15 protein-coding genes and 1 tRNA gene are annotated in these 19,297 nt (G+C 67.1%); 5 read left to right on the top strand and 11 right to left on the bottom strand.

What is annotated here, in order from left to right; translation table 11 throughout:
- Positions 1-86: 86 nt before the first annotated feature.
- Positions 87-1,316, bottom strand: coding sequence for a DUF3662 and FHA domain-containing protein (locus tag PUT80_RS16065; protein WP_275292565.1), 1,230 nt, complete (start codon positions 1,314-1,316; stop codon positions 87-89).
- Positions 1,317-1,446: 130 nt separating this feature from the next.
- Between PUT80_RS16065 and PUT80_RS16060 the strand changes: the two genes are divergently transcribed.
- Positions 1,447-1,532 (top strand) — tRNA-Leu (locus PUT80_RS16060).
- Positions 1,533-1,736: 204 nt separating this feature from the next.
- Here the strand turns inward: PUT80_RS16060 and PUT80_RS16055 are convergent.
- Genes PUT80_RS16055 through PUT80_RS16040 form a run of 4 tightly spaced genes read right to left on the bottom strand, consistent with a single transcriptional unit; the run spans position 1,737 to position 4,365 of the window.
- Complete coding sequence (locus tag PUT80_RS16055) at positions 1,737-2,582, bottom strand: hypothetical protein (RefSeq protein ID WP_275292563.1); 846 nt, start codon at positions 2,580-2,582, stop codon at positions 1,737-1,739.
- A complete protein-coding gene (locus tag PUT80_RS16050) occupies positions 2,579-3,067 on the bottom strand; it encodes a hypothetical protein (protein WP_275292561.1) in 489 nt (162 codons plus the stop codon). The genes PUT80_RS16055 and PUT80_RS16050 overlap by 4 nt, the downstream gene beginning before the upstream one ends.
- Positions 3,068-3,082: 15 nt before the next feature.
- Positions 3,083-3,997 (bottom strand): hypothetical protein, encoded by a 915-nt coding sequence (locus tag PUT80_RS16045; RefSeq protein WP_043831317.1) that lies wholly within the window; start codon positions 3,995-3,997, stop codon positions 3,083-3,085.
- Positions 3,994-4,365 (bottom strand): hypothetical protein, encoded by a 372-nt coding sequence (locus PUT80_RS16040; protein WP_275292691.1) that lies wholly within the window; start codon positions 4,363-4,365, stop codon positions 3,994-3,996. Before PUT80_RS16040 ends, PUT80_RS16045 begins: the two co-directional genes overlap by 4 nt.
- Before the next feature lie 323 nt (positions 4,366-4,688).
- Here PUT80_RS16040 and PUT80_RS16035 point away from each other — a divergent pair, with 323 nt between their 5' ends.
- Entirely contained in the window at positions 4,689-6,743 is a 2,055-nt protein-coding gene (locus PUT80_RS16035; RefSeq protein WP_275292559.1) for a hypothetical protein, read from the top strand.
- Here the strand turns inward: PUT80_RS16035 and PUT80_RS16030 are convergent.
- Positions 6,705-8,237 carry a hypothetical protein gene (locus tag PUT80_RS16030; RefSeq protein WP_275292557.1) on the bottom strand — a complete coding sequence of 511 codons (1,533 nt, stop codon included), beginning with the start codon at positions 8,235-8,237 and terminating at the stop codon, positions 6,705-6,707. The genes PUT80_RS16035 and PUT80_RS16030 overlap by 39 nt on opposite strands.
- A gap of 231 nt (positions 8,238-8,468) precedes the next feature.
- Here PUT80_RS16030 and PUT80_RS16025 point away from each other — a divergent pair, with 231 nt between their 5' ends.
- Positions 8,469-10,478, top strand: coding sequence for an NB-ARC domain-containing protein (locus tag PUT80_RS16025; RefSeq protein WP_275292555.1), 2,010 nt, complete (start codon positions 8,469-8,471; stop codon positions 10,476-10,478).
- On the opposite strand, the gene PUT80_RS16020 is transcribed toward PUT80_RS16025, so the two are convergent.
- The 5 genes from PUT80_RS16020 to PUT80_RS16000 all read right to left on the bottom strand — a co-directional run bounded on the left by PUT80_RS16020 (position 10,479) and on the right by PUT80_RS16000 (position 14,606).
- Positions 10,479-12,071, bottom strand: a complete 1,593-nt coding sequence (locus PUT80_RS16020) for a hypothetical protein (protein ID WP_275292553.1) — start codon at positions 12,069-12,071, stop codon at positions 10,479-10,481. It lies immediately after the preceding gene.
- A 48-nt stretch (positions 12,072-12,119) separates the two neighbouring features.
- Entirely contained in the window at positions 12,120-12,455 is a 336-nt protein-coding gene (locus PUT80_RS16015) for a hypothetical protein (protein ID WP_037809218.1), read from the bottom strand.
- Positions 12,456-12,491: 36 nt separating this feature from the next.
- Positions 12,492-13,226, bottom strand: a complete 735-nt coding sequence (locus tag PUT80_RS16010; RefSeq protein ID WP_037809220.1) for a trypsin-like serine protease — start codon at positions 13,224-13,226, stop codon at positions 12,492-12,494.
- Positions 13,227-13,350: 124 nt separating this feature from the next.
- Positions 13,351-14,109 carry a trypsin-like serine protease gene (locus tag PUT80_RS16005; protein WP_238603674.1) on the bottom strand — a complete coding sequence of 253 codons (759 nt, stop codon included), beginning with the start codon at positions 14,107-14,109 and terminating at the stop codon, positions 13,351-13,353.
- Positions 14,110-14,231: 122 nt separating this feature from the next.
- Entirely contained in the window at positions 14,232-14,606 is a 375-nt protein-coding gene (locus PUT80_RS16000) for an FKBP-type peptidyl-prolyl cis-trans isomerase (RefSeq protein WP_037809223.1), read from the bottom strand.
- A gap of 163 nt (positions 14,607-14,769) precedes the next feature.
- Here PUT80_RS16000 and PUT80_RS15995 point away from each other — a divergent pair, with 163 nt between their 5' ends.
- Together PUT80_RS15995 and PUT80_RS15990 are read left to right on the top strand one after the other, a co-directional pair.
- A complete protein-coding gene (locus PUT80_RS15995) occupies positions 14,770-17,985 on the top strand; it encodes a penicillin acylase family protein (RefSeq protein WP_275292548.1) in 3,216 nt (1,071 codons plus the stop codon).
- Positions 17,986-18,131: 146 nt separating this feature from the next.
- Complete coding sequence (locus PUT80_RS15990; protein WP_134728020.1) at positions 18,132-19,163, top strand: PLP-dependent transferase; 1,032 nt, start codon at positions 18,132-18,134, stop codon at positions 19,161-19,163.
- The last annotated feature ends 134 nt before the right edge of the window (positions 19,164-19,297 follow it).

Below are 19,297 nucleotides of genomic sequence, written 5' to 3'. Positions count from 1 at the left end.
CGCCTGTGCCTGCAAGCCGCGGCGCCACGCGCACCGCGGTTCCCCCCGCATGACAATTCTGCGGGAACCCCGTGGACGGTCTGCGATCAGCCCTGGGTTCGGAACACCAGAGACGAATGACCCACCCGGATCACGTCGCCGTCCGCCAGCTGCCACGTCTGCACCGGAGTGCCGTTGACCGTGGTCCCGTTGGTCGACCCGATGTCGGCGAGCGTCGCGCTCTGCCCGTCCCAGGTGATCTCCAGGTGCCGCCGCGAAACGCCGGTGTCCGGAAGCCGGAAGTCCGCGTCCTGCCCGCGGCCGACGACGTTGCCGCCCTGCTTCAGCGAGTAGGTGCGGTTGGAGCCGTCGTCCAGCTGGAGGCTCGCCTGAAGCTGCCTGCCCGCGGCCGGGGCGCCCTGCTGCGCGTACGGGTCCTGCCCGTAAGCCGCCTGCGGCTGGCCGCCGTACTGGTCGTACCCGCCCTGCTGGCCGTAGCCCTGGTCGTAGCCGGCCTGCGGGGCCTGGCCGTAACCCTGGTCATAGCCCTGCTGCGGCTGCCCGTAACCCTGGTCGTACCCGCCCTGCAGAGCCTGGCCGCCGTAACCCTGGTCGTAGCCGCCCTGCTGGCCGTAACCCTGGTCGTAGCCCTGCGCGGGCGGCTGCCCGCCGTAGCCCTGGTCGTAACCGGGCTGCGGAGCCTGTCCGCCGTACTGGTCGTAGCCCTGCGCGGGGGGCTGGCCGCCGTAGCCCTGGTCGTAGCCCTGCGCGGGAGGCTGGCCGCCGTAACCCTGGTCGTACCCGGGCTGCTGGCCACCCTGCTGTCCGTAGCCGTACTGGCCCTGCTGGCCGTACGGGTCACCCTGGTCGTATTGGCCGTAGCCGGGGGGCTGGCTCATTGGTGGGTCTCCTGCGTTGCTGGGTCGTGCCGACCGTGACGGCCCTTCTCCCGCAGTGTCGCGGGCGTCGGGATCGACGGACGAACGGGTCTTGAACTGTCCAGTATGCAGCGCCTCGTTGCGCTCGAGTGATACGACGACGTCACCATAGGTGTCCCAGCCCTGCGCGGCGAGGTGTTCCGCCACCGCCCTCGCGAGAACCCCGGTGACCCGCTGCTCATCGCCGGCCATGCGATCGTGGTCAGCCGCCCCCAACGACACGATGTAGTGATTCGGGGCGAGCTGCCGACCGCCTGCCAGCTCACGAACGTTCTCCTCGCCTTCCCTCTCGAGCGCAACCGCCACTTCCTGCGTGACGACGTTGCCGCCGAACATGCGCGCGAAAGTATTCCCCACCAGGTTCTCGAGTCGCCTGTCAAAGCGCTCAACGCGACCCACCGGGGACAACCTCCTCACACGTGTGCTTCCGCATCGATCCTATCCGGGGGAGGAAGGGTTGGGCATGCCCCCGGTGAAACCCGTCAGAAGGCCCTGCTAAGCTTTGCTGGCTGCCTCAAGGAAGCAACTCGGGCGAGTGGCGGAATGGCAGACGCGCACGGTTCAGGTCCGTGTGTCCGAAAGGACGTGAGGGTTCAACTCCCTCCTCGCCCACCATGGTCAGAGCCCCAGCCGCTTGCGCGACTGGGGCTCTTTTCCGTTTGTCGGTCGTTCCTCTGCCCGGGGGCCGAGCCCCCGGACCCCCGCGGTGCCTTTGGTGCGGTTGGCGGGCGGGGCCGGTTTTGGGTGGGGTCGGTCGGGCTGGTTGGTTGGCTTGTTGCGGTGGGTGTGGGCCAGGGCACATTTTTTGGTGGGTGGTGGTTAGAAGGCGTCGTTCACGTCTGGGTGGGGGGCGTTGAGATCGCAGTACGAGTACAGCTCGGTGTGGTTGTCGTCTGCGTTCTTCGGGATGTTCTGCAGCGGGACGATCCAGGTGCTGCGTTCTCCTGGCGAGCAGGACGGGCTCGACGGCGGTTCTTGCGGGGTGCCGGCCGGGTTGCCCTTGCCGTCCGGAGGCACCAGGTCGCCGCCCACGATCGCGCCGTTCGCGTCGCGGAACACGACGGCGGTACGGCGGCTCGCCAGTGCTCGGCAGTTCGTCGATTTCTCGGTGTATCGGACCGCGTCGGCGGGCAGGGACGCCTTCGCGCGGCTGGTCGACTCGTAAGTGTCGGTCGCCGGGGTGAATCCGCCGAGCGCGCCGTTCGGCAGCCAGGTCGTCGTTTGGACGTCGACGTCGGCCGAGATCACCTTGTCTGTCCCGCCGACGTTGATGAGCGGCCTGCCGATGCCGGCTCGTTGACCAGGCAGCAGCACCGGGACCTCCATGGTCATCGGCGCGCCTTGAATCGGGCCGGGCGGCAGGCCGTTGACGGAGACGATCACCTTGAACGTGACTTTGGTCCGGTAGGCGATGCGGTCGCTGGTGTTGCGCAGCACCGCACCCATGCTCGCCAGCCCGGACGACGAAGCACCCTTTTCCGCGACTTCGACCGCACCGCCGCCCGGTGCGCTCTTCGCCGACACCGGCTGTTCTCGGACTGAATTCGGAATATCGCACGGCTTCGCCGCCGAGTCGCCGCGGGTGGACAGCACCACCGTGACGACCCCGGCGGCTACGACTAGCGTCGTGACGATTCCGGCCACGACCAGGTTGCGTTTTTTCATTCGTAGTACCGCTTCTTCAGCTCGTCCACCTGGTCTTGGAAGTCCTGGATCAACTTCGCCGCCGCAACGGAAACATCGACGCTGAACTGGTCTTCGGGTATCTCGCGGACGGTTCCGGGCTTGATCGCGACCGAGAAATTCTCCATGCCTACCGCGGAGATAGCGACCCGTTCGCCTGCTGACGCGCCGACTGCTTCGACGTTGGCCCGGTCGGTGAAGAAATGTGAATCACGCAGGTCGTCAACATCGATGTTCAGGCCGGTCTCGTCGATCGCCGCCCGGTACTGCCTCTGCCACCCGGCCCACAGCAGCCGCGCCAGGCTGGCCAGCGCGGTCTCCAGAGCTGATTCGTCGATGAAGTCGTAGACGCTTTCTCCGAACGACACGGTGATGTCGGTGCGTTGGCGCAACTCGGCTTCGATTTCCGCACCAGGTGCGCGCACGCGTACCTGAATTCCGTCGAGCGTCTCGGCAAGATCCGGCACAGTCCCCTCCTGTCGTCAGTCCGATCCGCCCATGCCGCTGTCGCTGGCCAGGTCATGTTCGTTCATTCCGGCCAGCTTCGGCCGGGCGGAGACGAGCTTGTCTTTGTTCGCGCGCACGGCGCCGGCGAGCGCCCGCACCTTGTCCGCGATCTCCCGCGTCTCGACCTCTTCGATGTGCCGGTGGAGCTCGTCGATCGCCTGCTTCATCGAGTTGATGATCGTCTCGACGGAGTCCCCCGATGCGGTGAGTCCGGCCACGCCCGCGCTGCCCGCGGAAGCGACCGCCCCGATCGCGGCCAGCGGCACCACGCCTCCCGTCGCGATAGCGACGAAAACACCGCCGACCGCGCCGACCGCGGAGAGCACCGAGAAATCGAAAGTCCACTGGTTCTTGCCGCAACCCCCAGCGTTGTCCAGCGCGTTCTTGGTGTTTTCCGCGATCTTGTCGACGTCGTCGCGGGCCTTGGCCCACATTGCCTGGTGCGCCTGCAGGACACCCTTGAGGGTGGACAACACGGTGAACTGGTTCCCCGCGACAGTTTTGAAGGTGTCGATGAAACCGGCCTTGAACGCCATCGCCGCCTCGCCGGTCCAGCCTTGGAGGTAGCTGCCCGCGGTCGTCATCTTGTCCAAAACCGGGTTGCCCAGACTCACCTCGCTGCTGAGTTCGGTCGTGTGCACCGACCCGGGGTTCACCTTGGCCATCGCCGCGTTGAGGTCGGCGATCAGCGGGTCGTACGCGGAGGGATCGGGCATCCTGGAAAACGGCTCGAACATCGATTCGATGAACGAGTAGTGCTGGTTGAACGGTCCAGGGTCGCGGACCACTCCGGATTGCGTCGCGTACTTTTGATCATGTTCCTTGATCGCCAGCTCGACGGCCTTGTCCTTGATGTCTTTGGCGTGCTGCATAAGCTGGTCGAAGGTCACAGCTTGCCGTCCAGGTCCGGGTCGGTGCGGGCGCGGCGGTGCAGTTCGTCGCTCGCTGATTGATCGGTACCCGCGTAATGCTGTGCCGCTGTGCCGAGCGCGGCAGCCGTGTCGTCCAGATTGGTCTTCGTTTCCTTGAGGAATCCGGCGACAGTCTCGTGCAGATCAAGATATGCCTGGTAGACCGGCCCTAGCGCGCCGCCGCCGAACTGCTCTGGGCGGCGCATCGCGCGATCCACGCCGCCGAGGACCCGATCGCAGCTGCCGATCGCGTCCCCGTAGCCGGCCGAGACGGCCGGGAAGTCGACCTTTGCCACTTTCTCCAGTTCATACAGGTCAACGCCAAACTCTTTGCCTTGATGAACCATGTTTCCCACCCCTCAATCCTCATCGCCCGTCATGGTTGCCGTTGCGGGTTCTCTCTTCCTTCTGCGAAAGCGGTCGCTGAAGAGAGCGGCAGGCTGGGGCGAGGATTCCGGGGACGTGCTCGTTCGGCCATCTGCGTCCTCCCCTTGCGCCTGGCCATGCCCGTACCTTCACTGAGCTGATCTGATGGTAACCAAGCTGTCACGGTGTGTCCTGGAAATGACGCAGACCGCGGTTCGTGGGCAGCGTTCAGACAGTGCGATGTTGATGCTCGCGCCGCGGTGAATCGGTAAGCTTGCGGTGACTCGGGGTGAGGGGCGGACTAGTGCACAACGAAGTCAGATCGGTCGACGGCGGCAGTTCTCTCGTGCAGGCGCAGTACATCGGCACGGTCAACCAGCAGCTGCCGGGACCCGAACGGGTGGTGCCGCACGAAACGCCACGAGCGCTGCGGCGATTGGTCGGGCGAAACGAACAAATCGAGGCCTGTCTTGCCGATCAGCGTGCGCCGCTCGTCGTGTTCGACGGATTGACTGGGGTCGGTCGGCGCGCGTTGGCCCGGTATGTCGCTGAGCAAGTAAAGGATCGCTATCCCGGCGGGGCCTATTACACGGATTACGCGACACACACGGTCGACGGTGAGTCGGTGATTTCCGCGGCCCTGCGTTCATTGCTGCGCCGCGACGGGGTCCGCGACGAAGTGATGCCCGCCGAACCTGGGTTGGCGAGTCTGTGGCGAAGCCGGTCGTCCGGGGCGGCTGCCGTGCTGTTGCTGGAGAATGTCACGGAATCCGAGCAGTTTCTGCAGTTGATGCCTGGCGGACGGGATTGGCTGGTGCTCGTCGCGGGCCGCGTGGAGTCGCGGCTTGAGGTCCGCGAGTTCGGCGGCGAGACGATCCCCGTCGAGCCGCTCGACGACGAGCAGGCTGCTGAGTTGTTTCGCGAGCTGAGCGGACTGGACGCGGACCCAGACGATCCGGTGGTAGCTGAGATCCTCGGCTACTGCGGCGGATTGCCGTTGGCCCTCCGGAACGCCGCGACGCTCGTCGTGGTCGGGCGGTGTCCTTCGTTGCCGGAGCTAGCCGCTCGGCTTCGGCGTTCACGCGCCGAGTTGATGCGATCCGACCGTGGGCCGAATAAGGGGAACCCGGTGTTCGAAGCGACGTACCAGGAAGCGACCGAACCTGCTCAGCGCGCATACCGGCTGCTCGGCGCGTACCCGGCGATCGACTTCACCCCGCCGGTCTTCGATCTGCTGATCGGGCTGGACGAGGCCACGTCGAGGGACATTCTCGCCGAGTTGGTCCTGCTGAAGGTGCTCCAGGAAGAGCACGGCCGGTACTCCATGCATCCGCTCGTCCATGACCACGCGGCATCCCTTTCGGGACTGGACGACGAGGAAACGCACGAGGCGCTCGCCCGGGTGGTGCGCGGGTTCCGCAACGCCGCCTACTACGCGGACGCGGCGATGATCGGCGTCGAGCGGTACCGGGTCGCGGACGCGCCGGAGATCGCGGACCCCTTCAGCGGCGATCGCCGGGCCAACGGATTGGCCTGGTTCGAGGAGAACCGGCGCGCGCTGCACGAATTGCTGCCGGTGGCCGAGAAGATCGGCCTGGTCGACGAGATTTGGCAGATCGCCGAGTCGCTCGCGGCCTACTACTTCGACCGCAAGCGGCAGGCCGATTCGCTCAGCAGTCTCCGGCACGGCATCAAGGCCGCGGAAGAGGCCGGGAATCGCGCGGCGGAGGCGCGCTTGCGGAGTCTGGCGTCGCGTCCGCTGACGGATCTCGAGCAGTTCGAGCAAGCCGGGGACTTCGTGCGACGTTCGATCGAGCTGGCGGACCAGGACGGGCACCTCGTGCTGCGGGCCTCGGTGCGAGAGTTCGCCGGTCGATACCACGATTTGACCGATCAACCGGAGCTGGCGCAGCAGCGGTACCGCGAGTCGATCGAGTTGAACGAGGCGGCTGGGGAGACCCGGGGAGAGGCGCTGAGCCGGATGTTCCTCGGCCAGTCGCTCGGCGATGCGGAGGGCCTGCGTGAGTTGGAAACAGCGCATCGCGCGTTCGGCGAGCTTGGCGACAGTCGCTCGGCTGCGCGCGCCTTGCTGATCACCGGTCAGGTGCGCGTACGCACCGGGCTGCCGGGCGGCGTTGACGCGTTGACCGAGGCGGCAGAGGCTTTCCAAACGAGCGGGGCGACTTTCTACGAGGCCCAGGCTCGGGAGGCGCTGCACGGTGCGCTGGTCGAGGAGAATCCGGCGGAGGCACGCAGCCACCTGGATCGGGCGATTCAACTGTATCGAGAACTGGGCAGTCCGCGGGCGGAGAAGTTGGCGTCAGAAAACGACGGTGGTCTCGACGGAGCCGAGTCGTAGGGACAACGGACGCCCACCCTCTCGACCAGTCGCCAGACACGCGTGCAGCGTCGAAGCCAGTGCGGCGACGTCAGCTGAGCCGGTGACGGTGAACGTCTCGCCGGCCCTGGTACGCGCGACACATCCGTCCGAGACGGCGGCCGCGGCCAGCGTGCAGGCAGGATGGAGCCGCAATGCGTTGGCACACCAGTCTTCTGGTGCAGGACGCAGTGCGGTTCTGGTGAGCACGGTGGCGTTGCCGATCCGGCCGAGGTTGTCGTCGCTTTCGTCGGCGACTACGTGTCTCAGTCTGGTTGAGGCCCGCTCGACGTCGGGTCGCCATTCTTCTACCGAGCGGGGAAACCGATGCAAGGTAAGGAAATCCGGGCCGGTGAACTCCGGGTACGCGGTGAAGGCGAGCGGAGTGATGGGATTCGGTTCCGGATCCGGTGCGCGAAGGAGTTCGAGCGGACGGGGTTCGAGATCCGTCAGACGGAGTACGAGCGCGTGCAGTTCCGCCGTTGCTCCGTGCGGGTTCGCAAAGGTGCGCTCAGCGAGATCCTGCTGCCACGGCTGGGTTTCGGCCTCGTCGATTTGGTCCCGCAACGGCCGGTCCCGGGTGAGCCGGGACGCGTGCTGACCGAGCAGTTCGGCGCTGGTGCCAGGCACGACCTCGCTGCCGAACGTGCCAAGCAGCAACGGCCGTCCCGTCGCGGCGGCCAGCAAAGAGACCGATCCGTGGTCCCCCACGACGACATCCGCGGCGACGATGGCGGCCTGCCACCCGCGTTCCGGCGGGAGGAGCAGCAGCCCGGCGTCCTGGGCCGCGGCGAACCAGGCCCGGATCTGAAACGGCCGGTAGCGCGACCAGACGTTGGGATGGAGCACGAGACCGACGGCCGCGGAGTCATAGTCCAGTGACGCCAGCAGCTCGGCAGGGAGCCGAGGACGGCGGCCGATCAACGAGGTCTTCCCCCAGGTAGAGCTGACCAGCACGAATTTGCGATCAGCCACGCCGAGCGCGGCGCGGTAGTGCTCGCGGTGCGGTTCGCTCCGGAGAAGCTGCTCGAACTGCGGATCGCCGACGAGCACGGTCCTGCCGTCGGTCAGCGGGTCGGCGTCGCGCAACTGTTTCTGCTGGCTCGGATGCGACACCGCCATCAACACCCGCCCGGACCGCAGCGCGGCGGACGGGATCAGCCCGGAAAGCCGGGTGCCTGCCGAACCGGAGTCGGGAACGTACTTGTGGAATCCGACGCCGTGCGGAAGAACGAGAACCGGTCCGGAGACGTGGTCGAAATCGATGTTTTCGCTAGCCGTGATCGCGAGTGCGTAATGGAGTTCCGGAACGTTTTCCCACGGCGTGCAATGCGCTTCCGCGCGGGCCAGCAACTCCTCGACGCCCGCGCTGAACCGAGACCCGCGGTCGACCGTGAACGTGAAGCGAATCCGCTGGTCATCCTGAAACAGACGGCAGACCTCGAGCAGCTTGATCGCTGAAGTCCAGGTGCGCACGACCCCGAGCACGACGACCGGGTCGAAGGTCCGCCACCTGCTTTGCTGCTTTGCTGCTTTGCTGCTTTGCTGCTTTGCTGCTTTGCTGCTTTGCTGCTCAATTCAATTCTACCAAATCCGTCCTGGAATTCCTGGGCAGAACCTTACCCGGACCCGATCGTGGTGAAAGGCTGGACACGGACCGTGACGTTTCCGGTAGCCTGAGCCGGGACCAGCTGGGCGGGGGAAACGGTGAGCGACGGCAACTACTTCGACGGCGAGGCGGACAAGGTCTTCCAGGCGCGCGACGTGTACGGCGACGTGCACTTCCACGGGCCGCGGGAGCCCGCGGCGCCGGCGTTGCAGGTCCAGGCGCCCCCGGAGCATTACCGGAACAACGAGCGTCAGCTGGCCGCGCTCACTCGCATTCATGACGAGGTGCCGGGCCGGGTAGCGATCGCGATCGTGCGAGGTGCGCCGGGCAGCGGGCGGACGACGCTGTGCGAAACCTGGCTGCACCAGCATCAGGACCGGTTCGACCGGTTTTACGACGTGCGCGTGGGCCACCGGGCCGGCGCTGATGTGCTGGCCGAGTTGCTGTCCAAGCTGGGTTACGGGCCGGACGAGATGCAGGCGAGTCTCGAGGGGCGCGCGGCGATGTGGCAGTCGCAGACCGCCAAATTCAAGGTCGCGTTGCTGGTCGACGACGCGTTGAGCGCGGCGGAAGTCAAGGCGCTGCTGCCGACGCATCCCGGCTCGTACGTGCTCGTAGTCGGGTCTGGGCTGGAGGCGCTGCGCGCCCGGTATTCCGCTCGCGAAGTCGAGTTGGAACCGTTGAGCGACGAGGCGGCGCTGGGCGTGCTGATGGCACTGGTGGGTGACGAAAAGCTCGCCGCGGAGCCAGAACAGCTGAAAGAACTGTTGCGGATCTGCGCGGGATCTGCCGCGGAACTCAACGTCGCGGGCGTGCTCCTGGCGCGGCCGGGTGCGACGGTGCGGCGGCTGGTCGGGCGGATCCGAGCGAAAGGTGCACTGGCCAGCGCGGTGTACGACGTTGCCTACGAGCAGATGGGCGAGCGTGAGCAAGCGGCGTACCGGGTCTTCGGCGCGCATCCGGGCGACGGCACCGTTCGGCTGGAAACTGTGGCGGCGCTTCTCGCCCTCGACGAGTACGACACCGAGGACACCCTGCAGAAGCTGGTCTCTGCCAAGTTGATCGAGGTCATCGGAGATCGCTACCGGATGTCCGAGCTGGCGCGCATGCACGCAGCGACGCTGGCCGGTGAGCTTTCCGACGCCGTGGTCGGTTACTACGCCGAGCACGGGCTCCGGATCGCGGAACGCGCGCTGTCGACTGGCTGGCCGGCGAAAATCTGGCCGGGCTTCACGCCGGCACCGTCTGAGGTGGACGCCTGGGAGTGGTTGTTCGACGAGCAGGCGAACCTGTTTGCCGCGGCGGAGGTCGCGTTGCAGGAGGGGGCGCACGAAAACGTCATCCGGCTGGCGAGGGCGTTGTGGCCGGTCTACAAAGACGGCGCTTACCCCGTCGAGCTGTTGGCGGTGAGCCAGGACGCGGTCCGGGCCGCGCAGGCCGCCGCGATGCCGCTTGCCGAGGGGCTTGTCCGTACCCAGCTCGGGTTCGCTCAGATGCAGCGGCGGGATTGGGCGGCGGCGCTGGAGCAGTACGCCGCGGCGGCCGAGCTGGCCACGACGCCGGAGGAACACGCGTCCGCGCTGGAAGCACGCGGGCTCGCGTTCTTCGAGCCGGGGTTGATCGCGCAGCAGCAGGGGCGGCCGGACGACGCGGTTCCGCTGCTGGGCCAGGCGGGAGTCTGCTTTCGGGAAAGTCTCGAGCTTGCCGAGCAGATCGGTGATCCTCGTAGGCTCGCGTTGATCCGGATGCATCTGGCCAAGGTCGTGCCGCCGGAGGAAGCGGCGATCCTGCTGGAGCAGGCGGAGCAGGGGCTGAAGAACGAGCCGGGCAATCTGGTGAAGATCCGGCTGTGGCAGGGGCGGAAGCTGATCGAGGCTGGTTCGTACGAGGAAGGCGCGGCTCTGCTGGCCGAACTCGATGCCGCGGCGGAGAAGGCCAAGCTGCAGCGAGAACGTATCGCGGCGTTGCGGTCTCGGGCGGAGGCCGCGCTTGCTCGTGGCTACCGTGACCAGGCGAAGGCGCACGCGGAGGACGCGTTGAACATCGCTCGGATGCACGGTTTCACCGCTGAGGCGACCGATCTGCTGATCTGGCTCGAACAGCTCTGACTATCCATAGTGGACAGTAAGCCGCACCTCGTGCTTGCGGCCGCCCGCGGTGAAGGGGAGTTCTTCGGGGAAATCCAAGCCCAGCAGGTCGCGCGTGTACAGCAGCGACGGCACGGCTTGTGGCAGGTCGGTGCCGGTGAAGGAGACGACCAGGCCGTCTCGGCTGCCGGCTAGCCAGCCTGGTCCGGCTGGGCACGCGGCCCATTCGCAGCCGGGGAATTCGGCGAGGGTGACGGCGATCCAGCGGCCTGGGTCGGGAAAGCGGTCGCCCAGAATGATGTCGGCGCGGCGTAGTTGGCGTGGGTCGGGGGCGTCGACGTGGACGACTAGGTGAGCGTCGGTGGTGGCTCCGGCGAATCTGGTGACTTCGTCGCCGCGGATCCGGATCCACTGTGCGCCGGGTTCTGGGCGTTGGACGCGCGGCAGTGGGAACGCGGTGAATCCGGCGGGTTGGGCCGGGAGCGGGAGGTTGAGCGTGCGGTAGCCGAGTTCGGTCAGCAACGCTGCGGATTGGCCGGGGACGCTGGTGGCGAGTTCGGTCGCGGCGATCAAGGCTGGTGGCTGGGTCGCGGTGCGCAGTTGGGTGGCCAGGTTTTCGTCGGTGAGCGCGGGGGCGGCGCGCAGCAGGGCGGCTACCGGGGAATCCGGATCGACGGCGTCGTGCGGTGCGGCGGCCAGCAGGACTGGGGTGCCCAGGCAGGCGGAGTAGTAGGTGACGGAGCCGTGGTCGCCGATGGTGACGTCGGCGGCTACTGCGGCTGGTTGCCACAGGTCTTCTTCCGGCAGGACGATTACGCCTGCGCGTTCGCATTCTCGCAGCCACATTTTCAGTTGCCACGGGTAATGGCCCTGACCGATGTTCGGGTGCAGGGCCAGGACGACGGCGAATTCGTCCAGCGGTAGCTGCTGGGCGATTCGTTGGGGGAGGTCGGGACCGGAGCCGTACGACGAGAGTTGGCCCCACGTGGACGAAATCAGTACCAGGGTTTGTTCGCCGGTTACGCCGAGGGCTTGGCGGTAGGATTCGCGGAGTTCCCGGGCGTCGCGCAGGCGGTCCAGGCAGGAGTCTCCGGCGATGACGGCGTGGTCAGCGGCTTCCGGACAGTACTGCCGCAGCCGGGTGAGTTGTTCGGGGTGGGACAGGACGTGATGTTCGGCGATCACCTCGCCGTTGTGCATCAGCCATTGCTCGGACAAGCCAAATACAGGCTTTCGCGATCCGGTTTTCTGTTCACCGGTTTCCAAGAATTTATTATACCCCATTCCATGCGGCAAAACCGTCAACGGAGCGCGCAATTTATGCAAATCTCCGCCGTAACTGGCCGCCAGCGCCCAGTCGAAGTCCTCCGTCACGACGTCTTCCCACGGCTCCAGCGGGATCCCGCGCGCGGCGAGGTACTCCTGCGTTCCCCGGGTGAACGCGCTCGAATCCGGGCACGTGAACACCACCTGCACCCGGGGGTCCCCAGCGAACAGCGGCAGCACGTCCAGCAAGCGGGTCGCCGCGGTGACGTTGTGCACTACCGCCAGCAGCGTCCGTTCCGTGGGCACGGTGCGCCATCGGCGCGGCACGGGGTAAGACGACGACGGCACGGAGAGCGATCCTACCGATCGCGCTCCGTGCCGGTCGTCGGAAAAGGCTCAGAGGCTGATATTGCCTTGTACGTCACGCAGCTGGACGACCTTGGCCCCTTCGGCCACGGTGCCCACGTGGTTCGTCACCCCGCCGCTGCGGGCCTCCTGGTGCACCTCGAACTCGGTGCGCAGCGCCGCGCCGAAGTCCGGGTCCTGGCGGCTGGCCTCGTCGAGGCGTTCGGCCAGTGCGGTGACGGTGGCCGGGTTGTCGGGGGTGGCCGCCTCCAGTTCCGCGGTTGCCTTGCTGTTGCCGGAGAACTTGCGCTTGACCAGGTCATACAGCCCGGTCGCGGCCTTTGTGGCCAGCGCGGTGGCGACAGCGGTCAGGATCGGCTCGGGCATGCGACTCTCCTCAGGTCGGCGGCCCCTCCACCGTACTCACTTCGCGTGCTCGTCGATCCAGTCGGCGATCACATCGATGCGCGACGTCGTCTCCGCGCCGGTGTGCGGGCAGTCCGGGCCGTTGTTCTCGATCGAGATCAGCTTGCCGTCGGTGAAGTACGGCGCGCCCGTGTCGTAGGTGCACGCGCTGGTGGACGCTTGCGGGGCGACGCCGTGGATGCCGACTGTCGTGCCGCCGACCGACGAGATCTTCATCGTGCCCTGCTGCAACTGCTTGGACGGCACCGGATTCTGTGCCGTCCGGCTGCCCCAGCCCGCCAGCGTCACCTGCTGTCCGACGCCGGGCACCAGGTGGTTCACCGTGAGCGGCTTGACCTCGGAGACCGGGCTGTCGAGCTGGGCCAGCGCGACGTCGTTCGGGCCGGCTTGCAGGACCTGGGTGACCTTGCGCTGGACGCCTTTCTCCTTGGTCTCGTCGACCAGACCCAGCGACACCGTCGTCGGGTACGGCACCGGGCCGGACACCCGGTTCTTGTTGGCGTCGTGGAAACAGTGGCCGGTGGTGACGATCCACTGCGGTGCGACGAGCGCTGCCGAACAGAAGCTCGAGTACGTGCTTCCGTTCGGCAGCGGGATTCCGGTCATGCTCAGCTTCGCGGCGAAGCCGAATTGGCCTGGCGGGACGTCAGAACCGTTGGCGACGGCCAAGGCCGGGCTCGCGGTGAGGATGGGCAGGAGTACTGCTGCGGAGATCGCGGCGCGGACGCGCATTCTGTCCCTTCGTCCGGGTCACCGGCGGACGCCGATGAACTCGGCCTTCCACGCTAACGACACCGTCCGCGATGCGGAATTCCCTTGATGGGCGACGAAAACCGACCGATCTCGCGACTTGTCCTCACTGGGTGTGCGAGGCGATCCAATCCTTGAGGATGTCGACGCGCGCGGTCGTCTCCGGCGTGGAGTGGGGGCAGTCCGGGCCGGTCGACTCGACCGAGACGAGCCGGCCGGTGTTGTCGCCGTCGTCGACGAAGTACGGCGCGCCCGAGTCGTAGCTGCACGCGCTGGTGTCCTTCTTCGGCGAGACGCCGATGATGCTCGCGGTGGTGGCGTCCGAGCCGACCACCTGCATTTCGCCCTGCTGCAGCTTGTCCGACGGCTTCGGCGAAACCTCGGTCAGGCTGCCCCATCCGGCGAGCAGCACCTTCTGGCCGTTGGCCGGCGCGGCGGGCGAAACAGTCAGCGGTTTGATGTCGGTGACCGGCTGGTCGAGCTTCGCAAGCGCGACGTCGTTGACGCCCGCCTGCTGCACCTCGGTGACCTGCCGACGCTCGCCCTTGCCCGGCTCGTCGGTGGTCGCGCCGAGAAGCACTGAAGTCCCGTAGGGCACCGGGCCGGAAACCGGCTTGCGGTTGACGTCGTGGAAACAGTGCCCGGCGGTGATGATCCACTGCGGCGCGATCAGGGAACCCGAGCATCCGCTCGAATAAGTGGTGCCGTCCGCGCGCGGGATGACGGGCATCGACAGCTTGGCCGCGAACGGATACTCGCCGGGCGCCACATCGTTGCCGTTCGCGACCGCGGACGCGGGAGCCGCGACGGCGAGCGCGGCGCCGGCGGCGAGGAAGGCAGCGGAAAGGGCAGCACGCAAACGCATGAAATATCCTCCGGAAGACGACTACTCAATGCGAACGTTAGGCGCCTTCCGGTTCCCCCGAAAGGGGGATCAGCCGGGGCTGCCCGTTCGGGCTTTCCCGGCTGCCCGCGTTTTCGTGCAGATCAGCTCACGCCGACAAGATCGACGACGAAAATCAGCGTTTCGTTCGGGGCGATCACGCCGCCCGCGCCGCGTTCGCCGTAAGCCAGGTGCGGCGGGATGACCAGCTGGCGGCGGCCGCCGACCTTCATGCCGGTCACGCCCTGGTCCCAGCCCGGGATGACCTGGCCGGCGCCGAGCTGGAAATCGAGCGGCGCGCCGCGGTCGTAAGAGGCGTCGAATTGCGCGCCGGTGGAGTGCGAGACGCCGACGTAATGCACGCTGACCGCATTGCCGGACTTGGCTTCGGGGCCGTCGCCGACCGTGATGTCTTTGATCTGCAGCTCGGCGGGCGGCGGTCCGTCCGGGCGCTCGACTTGGGGCTTTTCCACGCTCATGGGGCTCACCGTACCTATCGGGCAAACGCTGCGCCGGATGGAGTACCGCCAGACGGACTACTCCCAACGAGGGGATAAACGCGAAAACTCTTCACATGTGCGCTACCCGTCGGTAGCGTGCGCTGGGTCACCCTGGGGCATCCTTCGTGGACGGAGCTGTGGCATGCGACGACGCATTCCCATCCTGGCCGCGGGCGCGGTAGCCGTGCTCACGGCCGGGCTAGTGCAGATCGGGACCGCGGCACCGGCTTCCGCCGCGTTGCCCGGCAACGACTATTGCGCTGGCCAGTGCAACGACATCCTCCCGCCGGGCGAGAACGGCAGCGCGACGCTCGCCGAAATCCTTGCCAACAAGGCGTTCGGCACCCAGCCCGGGCACGCCGACGACCAGCTCGGCAAATACGCCGATCTGGCGGGCGGGTACCAGACCCTGACGACCGACACGATCGGCAAATTCTTCAACGACTCGTCCTTCGGGGTGCCCGCCGACCAGGTCGCGAGCACGATCAAACCGCGCGACGACGTGACGATCACGCGCGACAAGGCCACCGGCGTCCCGCACATCCAGGGCACGACGCGGTCCGGCACGGAATACGGCGCGGGATACGCCGCGGCGCAGGATCGCTTGTGGCTCATGGACATCATGCGTCGCGTCGGCCGCGGACAGCTGACGTCGTACGCGGGCGGCGCGGAAGCGAACCGCGAGCTGGAGCAGTCTTTCTTCGCCTCCGCGCCCTACACCGAGGACGAGCTGCAGCAGCAGATCGACGCGGTGGCGGCGAGCGGCCCGCGCGGCAAGCAGGGTCTCGCCGACGCGCAGGCGTACATCGAAGGCATCAACAAATACATCACCGATTCGCACAACGGCCGGTACTTCCCCGGCGAGTACGTGCTGACCGGGCACGTCGACGCGATCACCAACGCGGGCACCATCGAACCGTTCAAGCTCACCGACCTCGTCGTGCTCGCCTCAGTGGTCGGCGCGCAGTTCGGCGCGGGCGGTGGCGGCGAGGTGCAGAACGCGGTCGCGAAGCTGGCGCTGCAGGAGAAGTACGGCGTCGAGCAGGGCGAAAAGGTGTGGCAGAGCCTGCGTGCCGCGGACGACCCCGAGGCCGTGAAGACCCTGCACGACGGGCAGAACTTCCCCTACGGCAACACTCCGGCGAACCCGCAGGGCGCGGCGTTGCCGGACAAGGGCTCGGTGACGAACCAGCAGCTCGTGTTCGACCCGACCGGTTCGGCCGCCGCCGCGCAGCCGAAGGTCAAGGTCGCCGCGCCGAAGGACCAGGAGTCCGCGCGCGGCATGTTCGACAACGGCGTGCTGCCGGGCAACATGCTCAAGGAAAAGCACGGCATGTCCAACGCGCTGCTGGTGTCCGGTGCGAAGACCGCCAGCGGGCATCCGGTCGCCGTGTTCGGTCCGCAGACCGGGTACTTCGCGCCGCAGCTGTTGCTGCTGCAGGAAATCCAGGGGCCGGGCATCAGCGCGCGGGGCGCGTCGTTCGCCGGGCTCAGCATGTACGTGCTGCTCGGCCGCGGCCAGGACTACTCGTGGAGCGCGACGACCGCGGCGCAGGACATCATCGACACCTACGCGCTGCCGCTGTGCGACCCGAGCGGCAAACCGGCCACAAAGGACTCGAACTACTACCTCTACCAGGGCAAATGCCTCCCGATGGACACCGTGGAGCGCAAGAACGCCTGGTCGCCGACGGTCGCGGACGGCACCGCCGCCGGGTCCTACACCCTGCGCAGCTACCGCACGAAGTACGGCCCGGTGACCTCGCGGGCGACGGTGGACGGGAAGCCGGTGGCGTACTCGTCGCTGCGGTCCTCGTACTTCCACGAGGTGGATTCGCTGATCGGGTTCCAGGAGTTCAACGACCCGGGCTTCGTCAAATCGGCCGCGGACTTCCAGCGCGCCGCGAACGACGTCAACTTCACCTTCAACTGGTTCTACGCCGATTCGAAGGACATCGCGTACTTCAACTCCGGTGCGAACCCGGTGCGCAATTCCACTGTGGACCCGATGATGCCCGCGTGGGGCGATCGCGGGTTCGACTGGAAGGGCTGGAACCCGGCCGGCAACAAGGCGGACTACACGCCCGCGTCGGAACATCCGCAGTCGGTGAACCAGGACTACTACATCAGCTGGAACAACGCGCAGTCCAACGGCTACGCGTCCGGCGGTGCGGACAAGTCCGCCGTGCACCGCGGCGATCTGCTCGACGCGCGGGTCAAGGCGCTGCTTTCCAGCGGCACCAAGGTGACCCGGGTGAACCTGACCCAGGCGATGGAGGACGCCGCGCTGGCCGACCTGCGGGCGGAGAAGGTACTGCCGCTGTTGTTGCAGGTGCTGGACAAGGCTCCGCTCACCGGTGCCGCGGCGGACGCCGAGGCGAAGCTCAAGACGTGGATGCAGCACGGACACCAGCGCGTCGAGTCCAGTCCGGGAAGCAAGACTTACAACGACGCGGACGCGATCCGGATCATGGACGCGTGGTGGCCGCTGCTGGTCACCGGCGAGTTCAAACCGGCGATGGGCGACGACGCGTTCGGCGCGATGACGAACGTGCTGCAGATCAACGAAAGCCCGTCCGGCTTCCAGAACGAGACGCCGGGCAAGCACGTCGGGCAGCCGCACCAGGGTTCGGCGTACCAGCACGGCTGGTGGGGGTACGTCAGCAAGGACATCCGCACCGCGCTCGGGCAGCCGGTCGCGGGTCCGCTCGGCGCGAAGTTCTGCGGTGGCGGCGATCTGACCGCGTGCCGCCAGACCCTGGTCGACTCGCTGACCGCGGCCGCCGGCCAGCCCGCGAACACGGTGTACCCGGGTGATTCCGACTGCTCGGCGGGCGACCAGTGGTGCGCGGACACGATCATCCAGCGTCCGCTGGGCGGCATCGCGCACGGCAAGATCAGCACGCAGAACCGGCCGACTTTCCAGCAGGTCGTCGAGTACCCGGCGCATCGCGGCGACAACGTCTCGAACCTCGCGGCGGGCAAGCCGGTGAACGCTTCCAGCGCGGAAACCGGCTTCTACAACTCCCCGGCCTCGAACGCGGTCGACGGCAACCCCGGCACCCGCTGGGCGAGCGACTGGAGCGACAACCAGTCGATCACCGTGGACCTCGGCTCGGTGCAGAAGGTTTCGCGAGCGGTGCTGTCGTGGGAGAAGGCGTACGCGAAGGGATACAAGATCCAGTTGTCTACCGACGGCACCGACTGGCACGACGCGGCTGTGGTGACGGACGGGAACGGCGGGACGGACAACGTCTCGTTCGCGCCTTCGGACGCGCGGTTCGTTCGGATGCAGGGAGTCACGCGCGGGACCAAGTACGGGTATTCGCTGTATGAGTTCGAGGTTTACGCGCACTGACCGCAGTCGTTGCGGAACCGCCCCGGCCAGCAGGATCGGCCGGGGCGGTTCTTGTGCTCTGGGTATCGCCCACGTTGTGGAATGGTTGACCACCTGGTGACATTCGTCGCCTGCCGTTTCGGCGGTCGCGAAGTTACCGTGTCCGCATGGACGACTGGACTCCGCGGACCCGCGCGATCGCGGCGGGCCGGCCGCACGGCCCTGGCGAGCCGCTGAACACGCCGATCGTGGCCACGAGCACCTTCGAGGCCGGCGGTGACGCGGTGTATTCCCGCTCCGACGGCACCGCTACCTGGGACGCCTTCGAAGAGGTCGTCGGATCCCTTGAAGGCGGCACCGCGGTCTCCTTCGCGTCTGGCGTCGCGACGTTGTCCGCCGTGCTGGATTCGTTGCCGGTCGGGTCAACGGTCGCGGTTCCGTCGTTCAGTTACGCCGTCACGCGCGGAGCGTTGAAACACGCGCAGCAGCTCGGTCGGCTCACGGTCACCGAATTGGAGCCGACGGACACGCAGGCGTGGCTCGACTGCGACGCTGATCTGTTGTGGCTCGAATCGCCGACTAACCCGACGCTCGACGTGATGGAGATCGAGACCATCGCGCGCGGCACGAGGGGACGCGTAGTCGTCGACAACACCTTCGCGACTTCGCTGCATCAGCAACCGCTGTCGCTCGGCGCGGACATTGTTGTGCACAGCGCGACGAAGCTCATCGGCGGACACAGCGACCTTCTGCTCGGCGTCGCGGTCGCGGCCGATCAGGACATTGTGGACGAACTTCGCGCGGCGCGGACTCGGGTCGGCGCGACGCCGGGCGCGCTTGAAGCGTGGCTCGCGTTGCGCGGTTTGCGGACGCTTCCGGTTCGTCTTGCCGAGCAAACTCGCACCGCGCAATTGCTGGTGTCCCGGTTGGCGGAACACCCGGCGGTAACCAAGGTCCGCTACCCCGGTTTCGGGATGATGGCGGCGTTCGAGGTCGCCGATGCCGACGCCGCGGACAAGGTGTGCGCGAGCGTCCGGTTGATCCGGCCCGCGACCAGCCTTGGCGGGGTGGAAAGCCTGGTGGAACGGCGTGCGTGGCTGCCCGGCGAGGAACGCGTGCCGCCGGGGCTCATCCGGTTTTCGATCGGTTTGGAAGACCCGGAAGACCTGTGGCGGGATTTGCTGACCGCGCTCGGCTGATTTCCGCCATTCCTTAACGAGGGCTGTGCGGGTTGCCTCGCAACTGTTACGGTATGGGCACGACGGGCCGGATTCCCGGCGATCGGGCGGAATCATCGCTACCGAGAAGGCGTTCGTTACCGCTTTCCCTCGTG

The sequence above is a fragment of the Amycolatopsis sp. La24 genome, from assembly GCF_029087445.1.
GTDB classification, from domain to species: domain Bacteria; phylum Actinomycetota; class Actinomycetes; order Mycobacteriales; family Pseudonocardiaceae; genus Amycolatopsis; species Amycolatopsis nivea.
This window is presented reverse-complemented; position numbering and strand designations above follow the sequence as displayed.